The sequence below is a fragment of the Prosthecobacter sp. genome, assembly GCF_034366625.1.
Taxonomy (GTDB): domain Bacteria; phylum Verrucomicrobiota; class Verrucomicrobiia; order Verrucomicrobiales; family Verrucomicrobiaceae; genus Prosthecobacter.
Genome location: NZ_JAXMIH010000008.1, coordinates 902777 through 922817, shown reverse-complemented (window position 1 = coordinate 922817; position 20041 = coordinate 902777). Strand labels below are relative to the sequence as shown.

Sequence of the window (20041 nt, the reverse complement as noted above, 5' to 3'; positions counted from 1 at the left end):
CTATGAAACCGATCACCTTTCTCTTCATCTCATCGCTCGCGATCATCGCATCTGCCGCGCCTGACGCGACCACGCCGTGGGAAACACCGCCCGGCTGGACGGAGACACGCGGTGGCGAGGGTGGGAAGGTTGTGCGCGTCACTACACTCGCAGCCAGCGGCGCAGGTTCATTCGCGGAGGCGATCATGGCGAAGGGACCGCGTGTCATCGAGTTCGATGTGGCGGGTGTCATCGACCTCGGCGGGCGTTCTTTGAAGATCTCGAACTCGCAGGTCACGATCTCGGGCGAGACAGCGCCCAGCCCTGGTATCACGCTCATCAATGGTGGCTTGGGTGTGAGTGCGAATGATGTGATCATCCGACATCTCCGCATCCGTCCTGGAGCGGGCAAGCGGGCAAAAAAGAGCGGCTGGGAGGTGGACAGTCTGGCGACGAATGCCGCGCATGATGTCATCGTGGATCATTGCTCGATCACCTGGGGCACCGATGAAAACCTCAGCGCCTCGGGGCCGCGCTTTGAGGGCAAGACGCCGGATGAATGGAGGAAGAACACCTCCCGCCGCATCACCTTCAGCCAGTGCATCATCGGCGAGGGGCTGCATGACTCTACCCACGCCAAAGGCCCGCACTCGAAGGGATCGCTCATCCATGACAACACGTCCGACATCGCCATCCTCGGCAATCTTTACATCAGCAACGATGACCGCAATCCGCTCTTCAAAGGCGGCGCGCGTGGCGTGGTGGTGAACAACCTCATCCAGAATCCAGGGCGTCGTGTGATGCAGTTCGCGCTCAATGCCGGAGAATGGAAAGGCAAGGAGTGGCAGCGGGGCCAGATGGTCGTCATCGGCAATGTGGCGCGTCGAGGTCCGAGCTCGCCCAGCTCGACGCCGTTCATCGATGCCAAAGGCCCGTGTGATCTTCATCTGCACGACAACCTGTATTCCGATGTCAGCGGCGCGGCGCTGCCCGTGAAAGTCAGCGACACAGACAGCGAGCTGCATCTCGTGAAGGAGCCGCCGCTCTGGCCGTCACGATTGAAGGCAAAGCCTGCCAGCGACACCGCCGCATGGGTGCTCTCAAATGCGGGTGCTCGCCCATGGGACCGCGATGACACGGACCGTCGGCTTGTCGAAGAAGCACGCACGGGTGGTGGCAAGATCATCCATCACGAATCCGAGGCCGGGGCTTCTTCCGGCTCAAACCAACGCTGACTGAACGTGCGAGATTGATGCAAAAACACCATGATTGATCGACTGCTGCTCACCGCACTTGTTTTCGTGTGTTTGGCGCAGGGCCACGCCGAGGACATCAAGATGCCCTCACGCGGACTTTGCGCGCATCGTGGCGCGATGAGCACGCACCCGGAGAACACAATTCCCGCCCTGGAAGAAGCCATTCGACTCGGCGCACACATGATTGAATTCGACATTCAACTCACCAAAGACGGCGCGCTCGTCCTCATGCATGATGCCACGATTGATCGCACCACGAATGGCAAAGGCAAGGTTTCCGATCACACGCTCGCCGAACTCAAGGCGCTCGATGCTGGCAGCAAGATGGGGAAAAAGTTTGCTGGCACACGCATTCCCACGTTTGAAGAGGCGCTGGCCGTGTTTCCGAAGAACGTCTGGCTCAACTGTCACCTCAAAGGCGGAGCCGACGTCGGCGCAGCGACGGCCAAAGTCATCGACAAAGCAGGCCGCAAGCATCAGGCATTCCTCGCCGCCACCGCATCTGCCGCCAAAGACGCTCGTGCGGTCGTGCCCGACATCCTCATCTGCAACATGGAGCGCCAGGGCGACTCCATGGCCTATGCGCAGGAAACCATCGCGATGAAGGCGCAGTTCATCCAGCTCCTCGGCAAAGGCGAGATGCCTGTCGAGGCCGTGAAGCTGCTCAACGCCGCCGGAGTGCGCGTGAATTACTACCATGACGAGTCTCCTGAAGGTCTCCGCCGCCAATGGAACGCCGGAGTGAACTTTCCGCTCGTGAATAATCTTCCTGCTGCCATTCCTGTGGCGCGTGAGTTTGGCATTCAGCCGCTCCAATAGATTCTCGTTATGCATGCACGTCTTTTGTTCATTCTGCTCGGTTCTTTCTCCGCCTTCGCCAGCGAGGCTGATCTCGTCATTTACGGCGGCACGCCCGCTGGATTGAGCGCGGGGATCATCGCCGCGCGTGAAGGAGCCTCCGTGGTGATCATCGAGCCGACGAAATGGATCGGCGGCATGGTCACGGGCGGGCTTTGTCGCACGGATGTGGGGAAAGAGCAGACCATCGGCGGCTTTCCGCGCGAGTTTTTCACCCGTGCGGCGGCTGCGAAGCCTGGCAGTGAGATGTGGTATGCGGAGCCGAGTGTGAACCTGGCCACATTTCAGGAGATGCTGAAGGAAGCGGGCGTGAAAGTCATCACAGCGCAGTCTTTGAAGTCGATCACGAAAAAAGGCGCGCGCATCACCAGCCTGACCACAGCGGATGGCACGACCTACATCGGAAAGGTGTTCATCGATGCGAGCTACGAAGGCGACCTCATGGCGGCGGCCAAGGTGAGCTACATCGTCGGGCGCGAAAGCCGCGCGCAGTATGGCGAGCCGCTCGCGGGCTATTATCCGATGCCAATTCGTCCGCGCACCGTGGAGGTGATGGAGAGCGACTGCCCGAGCATCGGTGGCAAAGGCCCGGCCTACATCCACGGCACACCCGCGAGCATCTCAGGTCTCGGTGCCGATGGAAAACCGATCTTTGGCGTGTTCCCCGCGTCCAAACTCCAGCCAGGTGATGCGGATCATCGCACGCAGGCTTACAACTTCCGCATCTGCGTCACGCAGCGGCCGGACATCTTCGTGCCGTTTCCGAAGCCCGCGAATTACGAGGCATCGCGCTACGAGCTGCTGCTGCGTTTGATCCAGGCTTTCCCCGGCGTGCGTTTTGGACGCCTCTTCCACATCGGCCTGACTTCGCACGGCAAGTACGACCTCAATGCGCAGGGTCTGTTTTCCACCGACTATCCCGGTGCGAACTTCGACTATCCCGATGGTGATGCGGCCACGCGTGCGCGCATCTGGCAGGACCACATCGACTTCACGCAGGGCATGTTTTGGTTCCTCGGTCACGATGAACGCGTGCCGCGGAGCCTGCGCGAGCAGGCGCTGAACTGGGGCCTGTGCAAAGACGAGTTCGCTGACAACCATCACTGGCCCTACGCGCTCTACATTCGCGAAGGCCGCCGCATGATCGGCGAACACGTCATGGTGCAGAAGGATCTGCAAACCGACATCTTCAAGGAAGATGGAGTCGGCATGGGCTCCTTCCTCATCGACTGCCACATCGTGCAGCGCATCCTCGCCGAGGACGGCACCGTGCGCGATGAAGGCAGCTTCCAGGACACGCCTGCGCTGCCGTATCAGATCGCCTACCGCAGCCTCACGCCGAAGCGAACCGAATGCGAAAACCTGCTCGTGCCCGTGTGCCTCTCCGCCAGTCACATCGCGTATTGCTCTCTGCGCATGGAACCCGTTTATATGGCCCTCGGTCATGCCTGCGGTCTTGCTGCCGTGCAGGCGATTCATGGCAAGTCCAGCGTGCAGGGCATTGATGTGAAAGCACTGCGCGAAAAATTGCTCGCACAGAAGGCCGTGCTTGAGCTCCCCGAACTCGCGAACATGCCGCGCTCCGCCAAACTTCCCGGCATCGTCATGGATGACTCTCAAGCCACGCAGACCGGTCACTGGACAGGGAGCACCTATGGCAATCCCGTCGATGGATCGAGTGTCCACGATGCGAATGCCGAGAAAGGCAAACTGAGCATCACCTACACACTTAGAGTGCCAGCCAGTGGCAGATACGAAGTGCGCGTGTCGTATGCTGCTGCGCCGAATCGAGCCAGCAACGTGCCCGTGAGCATCCAGCATGCCGATGGCACCGCTGCTGCCGCGGTGAATCAAAAGCGGAAGCCGCCCCAAGACGATCTGTTCATCAGCCTCGGTACTTTCCGGTTCGACAAAGACAAGCCCGCCGTCATCACCATCCGCAACGACAACACTGACGGCATTGCCGGCGCAGATGCCGTGCAACTCTTGCCCAAATGAACGTCATGAAGCTCCTCGTGTTCATCCTTTTCACGAGTTCAGCCATCGCTGCTGAACTCTCCACCACCGATGTCTGCATCTACGGCGGCACCTCAGGCGGCGTCATCGCCGCTGTCGAAGCCGCACGCCTTGGTAAGAAGACGGTGCTCATCGAATCAACCCAACGTCTCGGCGGCATGAGCAGTGGCGGGCTTGGCATGACGGACAATGGCTCCACCGAAACCATCGGCGGCTTGTCGCGGGAGTTTTATCAGCGCGTATATCAGTTCTACCTCAAGCCGGAGAACTGGAAGTTTCAGAAGCGCGAGGACTACCTCGCCTGGCTGCCGAAGATCTGGGGCGTTGACGGGCCGCGCATGGAGGAGATCAAGGCGCAGTTCCTGTTTGAGCCGCGCGCAGCGAAGGCCGTCTTCGATGAAATGGTGCGCGAGGCCGGTGTGCAGGTCGTGTTTGGTGAGCGGCTTGATTTGCAGAAGGGCGTGGTCAAGGACGGCCAAAGAATCGTCAAGATCGTCATGGAAAGCGGGCGCGAGTTTGCAGCAAAAGTCTTCATTGATGCGAGCTATGAAGGCGACTTGATGGCGAAGGCGGGTGTGAGTTACATCGTGGGTCGTGAGCCGAACTCGAAGTATGGCGAGACGCTCAACGGCACGTTCCCCTTCACGCCCGCGCCATTCCCGAAGATCAGTCCGTATGTGATCGTGGGTGATCCAAAGAGCGGGCTGCTGCCGCGCGTGGCATCCAAACCACCAGCGCCCAAGGGCAGCGGCGATCATCGCGTGCAGGGCTACAACTTCCGCGTCTGCCTCACCGATGTGCCGGAAAACCGCGTGACCATCGAAAAGCCCACCAGTTACAACCCGCTCGACTACGAACTGCTCGCCCGCCACATCGCCACGATGAAGGACGTGAGGCCCGGGCCGGCCAAGCACGCGGGCGTCGGCCTGCGTGGCAAGGGTGGTAACCTGGGCATCAGTTTCCATCTGGTGCCGAACCGCAAGACCGACTCCAACAACGGCAGCGAATTCGGCAGCGATGTCTATGGCCCCAGCTACGAGTGGCCCGAGGGCGACCACGCGAAACGCGAGCAGCTTTTCCAGCTCCACAAAGACTACACGCTCGGCCTGCTCTGGTTCCTTGGACACGATGAGCGTTTGCCCATCGAGGTTCGCACCGAAATGCAGCGCTGGGGACTCGCGAAGGACGAGTTCACCGACACCGGCCATTTTCCGCATCAAATCTACGTCCGCGAGGCACGCCGCATGATCAGCGACTACGTCGTCACCGAACATGATGCCAAAGGAGGTCCGCACGCCGAGGATGGCGTCGCGCTGGCCTCGTATCCGCTCGATTCCCACGGCGTGACGCTCTATGTCGATGAAACCGGCCTGCTGCATCGTGAGCGCGGCTTTTTCGTCGGCGGTTTTAGTGCATTTCCGATCAGTTACCGCTCACTCCGACCCAAAGCGGATGAATGCGTCAATCTTCTGGCGATTAGCTGCCTCTCAGTTTCGCACGTGGCCTACGGCTCCGTGCGCATGGAGCCCGTCTTCATGATGCTCGGCCACGCTTCCGGTGCCGCCGCTAGCATCGCCATTGATCAAGACGTCACGCTGCAAAACGTGCCATATGCGCTGCTGCGTGAGCGCTTGCTCGCCGAGAAACAAATCCTGGAGCACAAAGCACGTGCCGCGAAGCCCGCCGCGTCAGCCAAGCCTGAATCCACAACCGCTATGGCACCCAACGAGCAGCTTGTGGCCGATGTGAAAGCGCTCGTGGAGAAGAAGATCACCGAATCTGGCGACTACTGGCTCGCCAACGCGCAGAAAGGCCGGAACTGCGATGGCATGCAGGTCCAAGCCCTGCTCATGAAGATGGCGGCCCACTTTGAACCCGTGAGCACATTCGCCGATGCGCTGCGGGTTCTCGCCGCACACAAAGTCCTCGCATCCGCCGCCTACTGGCAGGAACGCGCTATCGCCCACCGCAAATGCAGCGGCGACAATGTGCGCACCATCATTCGGAACTTTGTCCGTCTCGCAAAATAGACTGCGGGACAAATCTTCCGCCTCATTCGATATGAAAACCAACCTGCTATTTATCGCAGCCCTGCTGCTCGCTCCGTTGACGAATTCGAGAAGGCCAAAGGTGTCACGAAGAAGAAATGAAACATCAATCTGGTTTCCAATCATGACCTCACTTCGTCTGTTCCGCTGTCGATTCCTTCTCCAACTCGCGCTCGCACCTGCCGTCATGGCAGCAGGCACGCACGATTTTTTGGAGAAACCGGAACCGTGGTATGGCTCAGCGGAAGCGCAGACGATCGCGGCAAATATTCTCTCGTATCAGTCCGACTACGGCGGCTGGCCAAAAAACATGGACCTGACAGCCGCGCCGTTTGCCGGACAGCGGGTCGATCTCGTGGGCGAGTTCAAGCCGATCTTCGACAACGGTGCGACGACCGACGAGGTGCGCTTCATGGCGCGGATGTTTCGTGCGACCAAGGAGCCGCGCTACCGCCGCGCGGTCGAGAACGGGCTCGACTACATCCTCATCGCACAATACCCGACGGGCGGCTGGCCGCAGAATTATCCGCCGGACACGACGTATCATCGGCACATCACTTTCAACGACGGCGCGATGGTGCGGATTCTGGAACTGCTCCAGGAGATCACGAACGGGACCGGCTTCGACTTTCTCGAGGCCGACCAGCGGCGCGCGGTGCAGTCCTCTTTCCAGCGCGGCATCGAGTGCATCGTGAAGTGCCAGATCAAGATCGATGGCCGGCTCACGGCGTGGTGCGCGCAGCACGATGAGATCGATCTCAGGCCGCGACCGGGCAGGCGCTTTGAATTGGTGTCGCTCAGCGGAGCGGAGTCGGTGGAGGTGGTGAAATTCCTCATGAGTCTCGAGCGGCCAGGGCCGGAAATCGTGCGCGCCATCGAGTCGGCGGTCGCATGGTTTGAATCCGCGCGGATCGAAGGCTGGCGAGTGGACCGGCGTCCGGAGGAAACAGGGGAGACCCATCATTTTAAGGCGACCAAAGACCCCACGGCGGGGCCGCTGTGGGCGCGCTTTTACGACCTCGCCACGAACCAGCCGATCTTCTCCAGCCTCGATAGCAAACCGTGGCTCGGCATGGAAAATATCGGCAGGGCGCGGGGCATCTACGCGTGGACTGGCCGCTGGCCGCTGGCGCTGCTCGAGAATGACTTCCCGGCGTGGAAAGCGCAGTTCGCGAAAACCGGTCCCGGTCCGGACACGCCCGCCTGGCAGCCGAAGGTGCGCATCGCGCTGGCGGGCGATTCCACGGTGAAGGATGAAGGCGGCTGGGGCTTCGGTTTCAAAAAGCGGCTCGGTGCCGATGTGCTGTGCGAGAATTTCGCGGGCGGCGGTCAAAGCTCGAAAAGCTTTCGTGACACGGGCCTGTGGCAAAAGACGCTCGCCTGCAAGCCGACGTATGTGCTGATCCAATTCGGCCACAACGATGGCCCAGGCAAAGGTGCGAATCGCGAGACCGACCCGGCGACGACTTACTCCGCGAACTTGGCGCGTTTCATCGCGGAAGCGCGGGAAGCGGGCGCGAAGCCGATCCTCGTCACCTCCCTGGCGCGGCGCATTTTTCAGTCTGACGGAAAACTGCGCGGCGAACTCGCACCCTATGTCGAGGCCGCGAGAAAAGTCGCTGCGGAGCAGCACGTTCCGCTCATCGATCTGTATGCGCGCAGCGTCGAACTGATCGAGAAGCTCGGCCCGGCCGGCGTGGAGCCTTTCGAGCCGAAGATCCTGCCGAAGCCGGCCAAGGAACCCGCGACGGTCGCTGCACCCAAGCCCGCGCCCGCCGACATCGACATCCCCGCGCCTTCTGCCAAGCCGCGCCACGACGGAACCCACCTCACCGCGCGAGGCAGCATCGAGTTCGGCGCGATGGTCGCGGAAGAACTCCTGCGGGTCCTGCCCGAGACCCAAGTCGCATTGAAGCCAGCACTCACAAAATAGAGCCACCGACGAAACAGGCGGCCGGGCTTGCCAGATAGAAGAGCGCTTCGGATGTTGTTCTCCATGCCAATGCGCTCTCTCACCAATTCGTTGCTTTGGTTCGCCGCCCTGACGGTCTCGCTTCATGCCCAGGAAATCCGTCGCAAGCCGCTCATCTTGTCCCAAGGCGGCACAGCGGAGAAACCGGCGGTGTTTGATGGCAAGGGCATGATCATCGACCTCGGGATCGACATCACGGCGCACGATTGGATCAAGGACGGCGACGTGTGGTCCTCGCGCGGCCCGTTGAAAAATCATCCGCCGGTGGACGACGAGCAGCGCGCCGGATTGTTCATTGACGAGGTGCCGCTGCGGATCACTCGCGACCGCGAGGCCGAAAAGAAATCCGGCGTGGCGAAGAAGGTCATCTTTGCGGCACCCGAAGCTCTGCAACCGGGCCAGATGGGCTGGTCGGAGGATGGCTCGCTCTATTTCCGCTGGCCGAAGGAGAAGAAACCGGGCGAGGCGCACATCTTCCAGCCGCCACCGGGTTTGGCGAGCGGCGTGGTGATCGCCTGCTCCCACATCACCGTGCGTAATGTGACTGCCATGCACGCGGCCAATGATGGCTTCAACATTCATGGCAATCGTGTCGGCATCCGGCTGGAGAATGTGAAAGCACTCTCGAATGGCGACGAGGGCATCAGCGCGCACGAAACCGTGCAGATGGACGTGGTGGACTCCGAGATCGCGTGGAACGGCTCCGCAGCCGGTGGCGTGGCCGATGTGAACGACTCCGTCACGACCTACACGAACTGCGAGCTGCATCACAACGTGAACGCCGCCTTCCTCTTCGATGGCAAAGCGCATCGCGTGACGAACTGCGTCATGCATCATCAGGACAAGGACATCGTTGTCCGTGGCGAAGGTGTGACGGTGGAGCAATCGGGCAACGTGTGGCGGAAAGAGTGAGGTGGTCATCCGCCATGACCAGCAACAACAGGGCGTGTCACCCGTCTTGAGAGTATGTTTCCAACCATGAGACTTCTCGCCCTCCTGTTCCTCGCCGCAGGGTTCCTGCATGCGCTCGAACCACTGCCGCTGATGGACACGGTGGTCGTGAACGGCATCGACATCAGCGCCAAAGCGCCGCCCAAGGAGCTGGTGATCGACAAGGGCATGGGATTGCTCCTGGTGGAGGCCGTCAAAGGCCAGGTCGTGCATCGCACGCAGACGCGCATTCTAGAAACACGCGCCACGATCACGCCGAAGGGCGATTTCCTGCTCATGTTCCCGGAGGGCGATCATTACGCCAAAAGCAAGGGGGAGAAGATCAACTCGATGATGGCCTGCCGCTCCACGGACAAGGGCAAGACCTGGAGCGCGCCTGCCGTGGCTTATGACATCCCGTATGGTCAGCATGGCTTCATTCCACTGATCCCACGCGGCACGCAACGCATCCACTGCTTCGGCACGCAGCCGATTCCAGGCAAATGGACGTGGGAGGAGGGCAAACGCGAGAACGCGCCCATCGGCTGGCGCACCTCTGATGACGACGGGCACACCTGGTCCGATGTGAATCTCATCGAGCCGGTGAATGATCCGAGCTTCATGGGCATGTCCGTCATGCGCATGACCGAGACGGACGCGGGCACATGGCTCCTCGGCTCACATCTCGCCGACTGGTCGAAAAAGCCCTTCACCACGCAGCAGTATCTCCTGCGCTCCGAAGACAAGGGCAAGACATGGGCCGTGCTGCCGAATGCGCGTCCGAAAGGCTGGTTCGCTGAAGGCTTCAATCGGATGGATGAGGGCCGCCCGCTGAATCTCGGCGGCGGCCGCGTGCTGTTCATGTCACGCACGCCGCAGGGGCATCTCTTCACCGCCTGGAGCAAGGATGACGGCAAAACGTGGACCGAACCCGCGCCAAGCACACTCGTGCATCCCGACGCGCCGCCGATGCTGTTCCCGTTGTCGGATGGCAAGACACTCGTCGCTTTCCATCACAACAAAGTCCCTTCGACCCATCATGGTGACCTGAGCGACCACGCCGAGTTGATGAAGATGCGCAGCGAGGTCTGGGTCTCGCTCTCCACCGACGAAGGCCACACCTGGAGCGAGCCGCGCTTCCTGCTCGCCAACGCCGCCGCTCCAGTTCACAAGGTCAGCGGCTTCAACTCGCAGTGTTCCTACATTGACGCGTTCACCGAAAACGGCGTCATGCATCTCTTCATGCCGCATCGCTGGCAGCAGGTGCTGCATTTGACGATCAAGGAGGACGCGTTCAGCAAGCTGCCGACGAAAGCGCAGTTGCAAAAGATCGCCGCGCCCGCCGCGAAGACTCCAATCTTCACCACCGCCATCTCGGCGAAACTGGAGCCGACACGTCGCGTGATTTACAAGAAGGTGGGCAGCCGCGAACTGGCTCTCGACATATTCGAACCAGCCGATTTAAAGAAGGGTGACAAACGCGCCTGCTTCGTCGCCATCCACGGCGGCGGCTGGACCAGCGGATCACCGCGTTCCATGTATGTCTTTGCCGATCATTGCGCAAAGCTCGGCATGGTGGCCCTCAGCGTGCAATACCGCCTCTACAAAGCGAAGACGCCCGTGACGGTGTTCGAGTGCGTGAAGGATGCACGTGCCGCCCTGCGCTATGTGCGCGCTCATGCGGCGGAGCTGGGCATCGACGCACAGAAGATCATCGCCAACGGTTCCTCCGCCGGTGGTCATCTCGCCGCTGCGACAGCCATGTTTGACGGTGTGGATCACGCGAATGAAAACCTCGGCGTCTCCTGCCACCCGAACGCGCTCGTTCTCTTCTCGCCAGTCATCGACACATCGCCGGAAGGTTACGGAAGCGCGAAAATCGGCGAACGCTGGCAGGAACTCTCCCCCGCGCATCAAGTGTGCGCCGGACTGCCGCCCACGCTGCTGTTTCACGGTGATGGCGACACCACCACGCCAATCCTGGGTGCCCGCATTTTCGCCGATGCCATGAAGAAGGCCGGCAATCGTATCGAGTTCGTGTCACCGCCCGGAGCCATCCACACTTACATGTTCAAAGATCCAGCCCTGCATGAAGACACGCTCAAAAGAATGGACGCGTTCTTCACCTCGCTTGGATTTGTGAATCCCCAATGACCTGGCAGCTATTTTTTGATACCACGCAGGTGTTCATCAAACCAATCGGCAAAAGCGATGTAATCCGGCTGGCGATCCGGCCAGCCGTGCGCGGCACCGGGTTTGACGACGAGTTGGGCGATGACACCGGCTTCTTTCGCCTTGGCGACGAAAGTTTCCGCCTGCTGGATGGGCACGAGGAAGTCCTGGTCGCCATGGATGATGAAGGTGGGCGGGAGTTTCGCGGTGATGTGATAGATGGGCGAGACTTCCTTGCCGAGACGCTGGCGGCCTTCGGGGGTGTCGGATTCGGCACCAAAGGCACCTTTGTAGTTCTTGAGCGTGCCGACACCGACGGCGTCTTCGCCGGGCTTGCCGTAGTTGAGGAAATCCGTCGGTGGATACAGGCAGGCGATGGCCTGGATGGCGCTGCTCGCGCGATCAATCGGATCTTTGGCCTTCGGATCGCCCGGGCCGCCATACACGCCCATCGTGAGCGAAAGATGCCCGCCCGCGCTGCCACCGCTGATGCCGAGTTTGTCGGGATTCACGTTCCACTTCGCGGCGTTGTGTCGGATGAAGCGGATGGCGCGGTGAATGTCCTGCGTGATCTCCGGGATGATGAACTTCGGCTGGCAGCCATGCCGCACGGAGAAGACCGTATAGCCGCGCTCCAGGAAGGGCACATAGTAGTCCGGTGTGTTCGGCGAATAGCCCGACACCCAGCCGCCGCTGACCATGTACACGATGCCGAAACCATTCGGCTTCTCCGGCTTGATGACATCCAGCGTCAGTGCCACGCCGAACTTGCGGCCATACACGACATCTTCCGTGCGCGTGTGCGTCGGGATGACTGGACGCTTGATCTCAGCATGAAGTGAGAGGCTGCTGAGCAGAAAGACGAGAGCGAGGCGGCGGCGACTGGATTTCATGAGTGCGGGAGAATACACAACGTGTGAGAGGAGGCGGCAGAAGAATTAGCTAACAAGTCGGAAGCTGTTTCCTTGAGATGATTGAAACAACTCTGCTGTAAGCCACTCACTCGTGCCACGTATCTCATGAAGAATTTGCATCAACTCATCCACCTCTTCCTCTGAGCAAATTCTCCAATCTGCAAGCCCCCAAGTCAACACCTCGCAAAGAATGTCATCGGGTAAAACTGCACCATTTCTACATCGCCAGATAATACCGCTTGAACGATTGGTAGGGCTTGAGCAACCATGATTTAAATGGGTGGATACAGACCAACAAAAACACTCTGGCTATTTTCCCGTTTGAAACAAAAAATGAAGCAGCATGAGCGCGTTGCTAGGCTCCAAAGGCTTCGATGAAGCAGACTTCGAGGGCTAGGCCTTCGTTGACGTTGGTGTGCAGGTGGCTTTCGAGCTGGCGGAGAACGCGGATGCGTTTGGCGACATCGCCTTGCTCCCATTTGGTGGCGAGGGCGGCGGTGGCTTCCTGATACTTGGGAAGATCAAGATGCTCGGCTCCGGCCTGCTGGCGGGCGACATCGCCCATCCAGGAAAGGAGAAGTTCCATCAAAGATGTGCGCTGCTGGAGGTATTCGGCTTCGATCTGGGCTTCGACCTGTTCTTCGCGTTGTTTGAGCCACGCGCCGTCGGTAGTCTTGCCGTAATGGTCCTGCTCGCGCTCGAAGTCGGCTTCCTGGTCTTTTTTGATCGAGTCGTGCAGGTCTTCGAGGATGTCTTCAAAGTCTTTTTTCAAGGCGAGCGCGGTGGAGATGCTGCCGCTTTGCTTGGATGCCATCTGTTTGAGCACAGCGAGGAGTTTGCTCTCGTGCTCGGTGAAGATACGCGCGCCATCGGGTGCCATGAGGCCGATCTCGATGACGCGGGACTGGATGGTGGGGAGAAGCTGCTGCGGCTGCGTGCTTAGAAGCAACAGCAACGTGCGCGGTGGCGGCTCTTCGAGGGTTTTGAGGAAGGCGTTCTGCGCCTGGACGTTCATGCGCTCCGCATCGACAATGACGGCGAGCTTCCAGCCGTTCGGCGCGGCTGTGCGGTGGATCATCTTTTCCAGGAAGCGGATGGTGCCGGGATCGTCTCCGTCGTCGCCGATGGTGATGCGGCGAGATTTGCTCTGCGGGCGCAGGACGATGGCCCCCTGCCCTTCCCATGCCTCCAGCGTGCCGCATTTCGTGCCAACCATGAGGTCGAGCACATTGGCGGCGAATTGCTCGTGCTGCGCGGCTTTGGGGCCGGTGATGAGATACGCATGCCCAAGGCGGCCGTTGTCACGGGCGCGGCCGAGAAGCTGAAGGGCGTGGTCGCTCTTAAACGGCATGGGAAGGAATGACGAATGACGAATGGTCCATTCTCCGTAGCAAGACTGCGAAGGATGAACGAATGGCGAATGAATGACGAGGCATGGGAGGAACGTGATTCATGTGGTGGTGCGACGCGGAATGATCGAGGACGAGGACGATTAAAGCGAGATTTGAGCGGTAAGGAGATTCCAGATGGCTTCGTGGACGGCTTCGGGGGTGGCGGAGGCGTCAATGATCTTCACGCGTGAGGGATCAGCGCGGGCGACTTCGAGATAACCTTGGCGGACTTTTTCGAAGAAAGACTGCGGCTGGCTCTCGATGCGGTCGAGTTCGCGGCCGGTTTGATGAATGCGCTGCCAGGCGGTGGCGCTGTCCATGTCGAGGACAAGCGTGAGCTGTGGCAACGTGCCGCCGATGGCGAAGGCGTTGATGGCGCGGACGCTCTCAAGCGGAAGACCGCGGGCGATGCCCTGATAGACGGTGGTGGAGTCGAGGAAGCGGTCGAGGATGACAAACGCGCCGGATTCGAGGAGCGGGCGGATTTTTTCGCGGACGATCTGCGCACGACTGGCGGCGAAGAGGAGCAGCTCCGTCTCCGGGGTCATGCAGTGGCCTTCTTTGGCGTGCTGGAGGAGATGGCGGATGCTTTCGCCGATCTCGGTGCCGCCGGGTTCGCGAAGAACTTCGACTTTGCGGCCAGATTTTTCGAGACGCTCGCGCAGGAGTCGAATCTGCGTGGATTTGCCGCATCCTTCGGAGCCTTCGAAGGAGAGGAGGAAGCCGGGGGATGGTGTGGTGGCGGGCATTGGACTCGTTCTCGTTCTCCTACTCGAACTCGTCCTCGATCAAAACGTGAACGATGGGTCAGTCGCGATGGAGGAACTGAGAATGGAAAACTGAAAATGGCTTTGTGCTGCGGTGCTGACTTCTGTGGCTCGGACCGCTGAGGTGTTGGCGAAGTGGTAGAATCGATGACGAGTGCGAGTAGGAGGACGATGACGATGGATCACTCCCACTCGATGCTCGCGGGCGGTTTGGTGCTGATGTCGTAAAGCACGCGGTTCACGCCTTTGACGCTGTTGAGGATCTTGTTGGAGGCGTTGCGGAGGACGCTGTAGGGCAGCTCGACCCAGTCGGCGGTCATGGCGTCTTCGCTGATGACAGCGCGGAGGGAGATGGCCTGCTCGTAGCTGCGTTCGTCGCCTTTGACGCCGACTGTTTTGACGGGGAGCAGCGCGGCGTAGGCCTGCCAGGTCTGCTCATACCAGCCGCTGCGGCGGAGTTCGCCGATGAAGATGGCATCGGCCTGCTGGGTGATGTGGACGCGCTCGGGAGTGATCTCGCCGGGAATGCGCACGGCGAGGCCGGGGCCGGGGAACGGATGACGCCACAAGGCGCGGTGCGGGATGCCGAGGCTGGCACCGAGGGCGCGGACTTCGTCTTTGAAGAGTTCGGCGAGCGGTTCGAGCACTTTGCCCTGCTCCTTGAGTTCCATGATGCGATCGACGCGGTTGTGGTGCGTTTTGATTTTGCTGGCGATGCTGCCGCTGGTGGCGCTTTCGATCACGTCGGGATACAGCGTGCCCTGGGCGAGGAGTTCGACGTTGTCGGCGACCTTCCAGAATTCCTCGACGAAGAGCGTGCCGATGATGCGGCGTTTTTGCTCGGGGTCGGTGACGCCTTTGAGCGCGCCGAGGAAGATGGCGCTGGCGTCGATCTGCTCGATGGGGACGCCGACTTCGCCGAACAAGGTTTTCACCTCGGCGGTTTCATTCAGGCGCATGAGGCCGGTGTCGATGTAGATGCAGCGCACCTTGACGCCGGCGTGCGAGAGGAGCACGGCGAGCACGGTGCTGTCCACGCCGCCGGAGACGCCGCAGATGACTTCACGGCTGCCGACCTCGGCTTTGATGCGCTCGATCATCTGCGCTTTGAACTCCTGGATGTCGAACCTGGCGAGCTGCGCGCCGCTTTTGGTGAGGAAGTTCTTCAGGATGGCCGTGCCTTCGTGCGAATGCGTGACCTCGGGATGGAACTGAATGCCCCAGCAGCGATCGGACCATTTGAGGGCCACAGGAACGGCGTCTTCGTTGGTGGCGATGACTTGGGTGGTGCTGGCGAGGTTTGCACAGGTGTCGCTGTGGCTCATCCAAACCTGGGACTCATGCGAAATGCCGCTGAAGAGGTCTTCGTGATCGGTGACGACGAGTTTGGCAGGTCCATACTCGCGGGTGACGCCGGGTTTGACGGTGCCACCGTGCTTGATGTTGAGGAGCTGCATGCCGTAGCACACGCCGAGCACGGGAACGCCGAAGGCCATGAGTTTGGCGTAATCGACATCCGGCGCGTCTTTTTCCGAGGTGCTCCGAGGACCACCGGAGAGGATGATAGCACCGGGGTTTTGCAAATTGGCAAGTTCCTCAGGCGGATACAGGTGCGAGACGAATCCAAGCTCGCGAACGCGGCGGACGATGAGCTGACTGTACTGGGAGCCGTAATCGAGTACGGCGACTTCTTGAGGGGTCATGAGGGGAGATGACGAATGCAGAATGACGAATGACGAGGCCGATCAATGCGGCTCGTAATTCACGGGTTCTTCGGTGATGACGACATCGTGCGGGTGGCTTTCTTTGAGTCCGCCGGCGGTGATGCGGACGAAGCGGGCCTTGGCGCGGAGCTCGTCGAGGGTGTTGGCACCGACGTAGCCCATGCCGCTGCGCAGACCACCGATGAGCTGGAAGACGACTTCGGCGAGCGGGCCTTTGTAGGGCACGCGGGCTTCGACGCCTTCGGGAACGAGCTTGCCGGAGGAGTTTTGGCCGTAGCGGTCCCCAGCCCCTTTGCGCATGGCCTTGAGGCTGCCCATGCCACGGTATTCCTTGAAGGTGCGCCCCTGCCACTTGATCATGTTGCCGGGACTTTCGGACGTTCCGGCGAGCAAGGAACCGAGCATGACGAGATCGGCGCCGCCAGCGAGGGCTTTGACGATGTCGCCGGAGTAACGGATGCCACCGTCAGCAATGACGGTGACGCCTGCGGACCTGCAAACGTCGGCGACTTCCTGCACGGCGCTGAACTGGGCCATGCCGACGCCGGAGATGATGCGCGTGGTGCAGATGGAGCCGGGACCGACGCCGACCTTGATGGCGGAGACGCCTGCTTTGATGAGATCCTGCGCGCCATCGGCGGTGACGACGTTGCCTGCGACGATGGGGACGTTGGTGCCGAGATTTTCGCGAAGACGGGCGATGACACTCATGACGCGGCTGGTGTGGCCGGTGGCGGCGTCGATGAAGATGGCATCGGCACCAGCGGCGAGCAGGGCCTTGCCACGATCCACGCAATCATCGCCCACTCCGACGGCACCGCCGACACGGAGCTGCCCGTTGGCGTCCTTGGCGGCGTGGGTGAACATCTGGCGCTTTACGACATCCTGCTTGGTGATGAGGCCGGCAAGCTTGCCAGCGGCATCGACGAGCGGGAGTTTCTCGATGCGGTGCGTGTAGAGGATCTTGAGCGCGTCCTCGTAGCTCGTCTGCGGCGTGCCGGTGGCCAGACGAGCACGCGGCGTCATGATGGCAGACACGGGCGTGGACTCGTCGTCGATGTACCACATGTCACGGCTGGTGACCATGCCGACGAGAATGCCACTTCCGTCGATGACAGGAAAACCGCTGACGCCTTTCTCGTGCATGAGCCGCTGGAGCTCGCCAAGTCGCGTCTCCGGGGTCACGCAGTGAGGATTCTGGATGACAGTGTTTTCGGAGCGCTTCACGCGGGCCACCTGCTCGGCCTGGAGGTCGATGGGAATATTCCGATGGATGACGCCGAGGCCGCCCTCACGCGCAAGGGCAATGGCGAGCTCGGCCTCCGTCACGGTGTCCATGGCGGACGAAAGGATCGGCACGTTGAGGCCGATGGAGGCCAGTTTGGTGGAGACATTGACGTCTCCGGGCAGCACGGCGCTGTGCGCCGGAAGAAGAAGGACGTCGTCGAAACTTAAAGCGAGAGAAGGCAGATCACCCATACGCCATTCAAGCGGTGATCAGGCGGCTGTCATGCGGAAATTTGGCCGTCAGAGAAGATGAAAGCGATCAGAATCCTGGCTTGTAATTGCGCGCCTTGCCGGTGAAAGGGTCGATCTGGATGGTGTAAAAATTCTTGGGGAGATTGGCGGTTGTTATTTCCTGACCGTTGTCAATCGTGATGGTGAAAAAGCTCGATGGGAGTGTTTGATAGGCGAGGCCCGCCAGTCCGTCCGCTGTCTCCTCCACTTTGCGGCAGGAGCCGTCTGTCATGAAGCGGATGGCGTTGTACTCGGCACCTTCAACGCCGGAATAGCCGATGGCACCGCCACCCGGCTTTGAATCTGGAAGACTCGCGCCTGAAAGCATGGGGGACAATTCCTGGTCAGTCACGATGATGATGCCTTCTGGAGTCCGGGTCAGATTGTTGACGGGCACCAAAGTTTCGACGACATCACCATCCTCTTCTGTTGTCAGGGTCACCTTGAACATCTGGTAAGCCCGGAAGTTCGTGTTGGTGTCGAGTCCTTCGGCAAATTTGAAAAACCGCACTTCGACAGGGACATTCTGTGCATAAGCCATCTGCTGGGCTTCGGAGATGGCACCGAACAAAGTATCACCTGCGGAAGTGAGCCTGCTCGACTGCATGGTTCGCATCAGCGCCGGGGTGGTGAAGGCGAGCAGCAGCACGATGATGGTCACCACGACCAGCATTTCAATCAAGGAGAAAGCAGCGCACTGCGCGCTCCGGCGTTTGCAAGGTGACGGCATGAATTTGGATTCGATTGTCATGGCTGTAGCGGCCCTTTCTCCTCAGGCGTTCATAAACTCCAACGTGATTGCTTGAGCGCGATGGTAGTGGTAAAGACGCGATAATTGAGCTTGTTGGAAAGGAGCAATTCCTCCAATTCCCCCTGGCTGTCTTCGGTGCCTTCCAGTTCTTTGGCGAAATCCGAGGCTTTTTGAAACATCCCGCCCACCTTGCCAAGAACCTTCTCCCGCAACTCTTCATTTTCTTCGCGTGACAGCGTTTCCCCGCCCATCTGATCCAGTGCAATCATGGTCACCTTGAGCAGGGGCGGCAGCAGGTGCTGGGTTCCTTGCGGATTTGCCGAGGAGGCCGAGGCGCCAGGATTGATGGTGAGCGTGGAATCCCAGATGTAGTTTGGCGCGATGTCATACGGGTTGCCGGCATTGCCGGTAACTTCCTGCTGAGGCGAGATAATGAGGGCGAGAATGTTTTCAGCCACCGGACGCGTGAAGGCCCTGCTCGCGGTGGTTTCATTGTCCTTCACGATGCTGGTCAGCGCGCCCGTCTCCCCCTCCTGAAACCATTTCTTCCCGTTGTTGGTGCCGGTTTCATTATCCACCAGAGGTCTGAGGGAGGAATCGTAGATCCTGTTCATCTCGGCGGTGGGGCTGTATTCCATGAGACGCATGCGGAACCGCAAGGGAACCGAGGTGAGCGTACTGAGAAAAGGCGGACGGAAAGGCTCGTCGCTGCCCCATTCGACGAAATAACCACGACCACACATGAGATTGACCATGTTTTCGGTGTTCACATCGCCGGTGCCGGCCACGACCAGCTTAGTGACCCCGAGCGGTGCCTGGAAAAAAACGCCGTGGCCAGGATAATTCTGGCTGTTGGCCGCCGCCAGGGGCAGAAGCCCGGTGGTAGGACCGCAGACGAACTGAAGTTCAGACTGCCTGACGTAGTTTTTCGCCTTGAACTTCTTCTCGCCCGCGATGTCCGTCCCCAGGGGATCGAATTCGTTTTCCCAGTAGGTGTTCAGCGTAGCCTGACTGAGGGTGCGGGAGATGACATCAAAAGCCATGCGCGCCTCACGGAACTGCGAGACACGTGAATTGGTACGCACCCAGGTGCGCTGCACGATGCCAATGACCTGGGTGACCACGAGCATGAGGATGACGAGAAAGGTCATCGAGACGAGCAGTTCGATGAGGGTGAACCCCTTCGCACCACAGACAAAAGTCCGCCTGAGAAGAGGGGTGCGGGCATATCGGAATGAAGCAGTCATTTTGAAATGGAGGTGCTCGCACGGGTTTTGGCCACCAAGTGGTTATAGGTGGCATAGGTGAATTTTTTTTCAGGATCGAAATCAAACTCCGTGCTGCTGGTGTTGGCGATTTTGACCACCACACGGCGGAGAAATTTCTGGCTGGATTCTGTTTTGGGCAGGGCGGCAGGCAGGGAGTAGTCCATCTGGGCAACCAGGGTGATTTCGGTTGATTCGGAGTCAACCTCCACACCCTGATCATTGAAAAACTTGCGCTCATCATTGCCGGTCGGCATCTTGTCCCACCGGGCGTTCTCCAGATCACGCACGATCTGCTCCAGAATGTTGCTGTGGGCGGCCATTTGGGCCGTTTTGCGCGACACCTCAAGCCCCTGTGGCAGCAGCCCGAGGAAGGTGATGATGGCGAGGGCGGCGATCGCCACGGCGAGAGTCACCTCGACCAGCGAGAACCCTCTACGTGACGAAGCGATGTTTTTTTGAAACTTCATGTTGATGGCA

15 protein-coding genes are annotated in these 20041 nt (G+C 60.1%); 7 read left to right on the top strand and 8 right to left on the bottom strand.

What is annotated here, in order from left to right:
- The first annotated feature begins 2 nt into the window (after positions 1-2).
- From U1A53_RS12045 to U1A53_RS12015, 7 genes are all read left to right on the top strand, one after another.
- Positions 3-1214 (top strand): hypothetical protein, encoded by a 1212-nt coding sequence (locus U1A53_RS12045; RefSeq protein WP_322281183.1) that lies wholly within the window; start codon positions 3-5, stop codon positions 1212-1214.
- 30 nt (positions 1215-1244) lie between these two features.
- A complete protein-coding gene (locus U1A53_RS12040; protein ID WP_322281182.1) occupies positions 1245-2054 on the top strand; it encodes a glycerophosphodiester phosphodiesterase family protein in 810 nt (269 codons plus the stop codon).
- Between the two features lie 9 nt (positions 2055-2063).
- Positions 2064-4091, top strand: a complete 2028-nt coding sequence (locus U1A53_RS12035) for an FAD-dependent oxidoreductase (RefSeq protein WP_322281180.1) — start codon at positions 2064-2066, stop codon at positions 4089-4091.
- A gap of 5 nt (positions 4092-4096) precedes the next feature.
- A complete protein-coding gene (locus U1A53_RS12030; protein ID WP_322281179.1) occupies positions 4097-6139 on the top strand; it encodes an FAD-dependent oxidoreductase in 2043 nt (680 codons plus the stop codon).
- 142 nt (positions 6140-6281) lie between these two features.
- The gene (pelA, locus tag U1A53_RS12025; RefSeq protein ID WP_322281178.1) at positions 6282-8090 is read left to right on the top strand and encodes a pectate lyase; all 1809 of its coding nucleotides are present in this window, start codon (positions 6282-6284) and stop codon (positions 8088-8090) included.
- 63 nt (positions 8091-8153) lie between these two features.
- Positions 8154-9041 (top strand): right-handed parallel beta-helix repeat-containing protein, encoded by an 888-nt coding sequence (locus U1A53_RS12020; protein ID WP_322281177.1) that lies wholly within the window; start codon positions 8154-8156, stop codon positions 9039-9041.
- 66 nt (positions 9042-9107) lie between these two features.
- Positions 9108-11213 (top strand): exo-alpha-sialidase, encoded by a 2106-nt coding sequence (locus U1A53_RS12015; RefSeq protein WP_322281175.1) that lies wholly within the window; start codon positions 9108-9110, stop codon positions 11211-11213.
- A gap of 8 nt (positions 11214-11221) precedes the next feature.
- On the opposite strand, the gene U1A53_RS12010 is transcribed toward U1A53_RS12015, so the two are convergent.
- The 8 genes from U1A53_RS12010 to vccB form a co-directional block, all read right to left on the bottom strand.
- Complete coding sequence (locus tag U1A53_RS12010; protein WP_322281174.1) at positions 11222-12124, bottom strand: alpha/beta hydrolase; 903 nt, start codon at positions 12122-12124, stop codon at positions 11222-11224.
- 376 nt (positions 12125-12500) lie between these two features.
- Entirely contained in the window at positions 12501-13496 is a 996-nt protein-coding gene (locus U1A53_RS12005; RefSeq protein WP_322281172.1) for a hypothetical protein, read from the bottom strand.
- 141 nt (positions 13497-13637) lie between these two features.
- On the bottom strand, positions 13638-14285 hold the full coding sequence (tmk, locus tag U1A53_RS12000; RefSeq protein WP_322281170.1) for a dTMP kinase: 648 nt from the start codon (positions 14283-14285) through the stop codon (positions 13638-13640).
- 200 nt (positions 14286-14485) lie between these two features.
- Complete coding sequence (gene guaA / locus U1A53_RS11995) at positions 14486-16006, bottom strand: glutamine-hydrolyzing GMP synthase (RefSeq protein WP_322281168.1); 1521 nt, start codon at positions 16004-16006, stop codon at positions 14486-14488.
- 42 nt (positions 16007-16048) lie between these two features.
- Positions 16049-17506: an IMP dehydrogenase gene (gene guaB, locus U1A53_RS11990; RefSeq protein WP_322281166.1), complete on the bottom strand. Its 1458-nt coding sequence runs from the start codon at positions 17504-17506 to the stop codon at positions 16049-16051.
- Between the two features lie 67 nt (positions 17507-17573).
- Positions 17574-18275 (bottom strand): Verru_Chthon cassette protein D, encoded by a 702-nt coding sequence (gene vccD, locus U1A53_RS11985; protein WP_322281165.1) that lies wholly within the window; start codon positions 18273-18275, stop codon positions 17574-17576.
- A 50-nt stretch (positions 18276-18325) separates the two neighbouring features.
- Positions 18326-19543, bottom strand: coding sequence for a Verru_Chthon cassette protein C (gene vccC, locus U1A53_RS11980; protein ID WP_322281163.1), 1218 nt, complete (start codon positions 19541-19543; stop codon positions 18326-18328).
- Positions 19540-20031, bottom strand: a complete 492-nt coding sequence (gene vccB, locus U1A53_RS11975; RefSeq protein ID WP_322281161.1) for a Verru_Chthon cassette protein B — start codon at positions 20029-20031, stop codon at positions 19540-19542. Before vccB ends, vccC begins: the two co-directional genes overlap by 4 nt.
- Between the last annotated feature and the right edge of the window lie 10 nt (positions 20032-20041).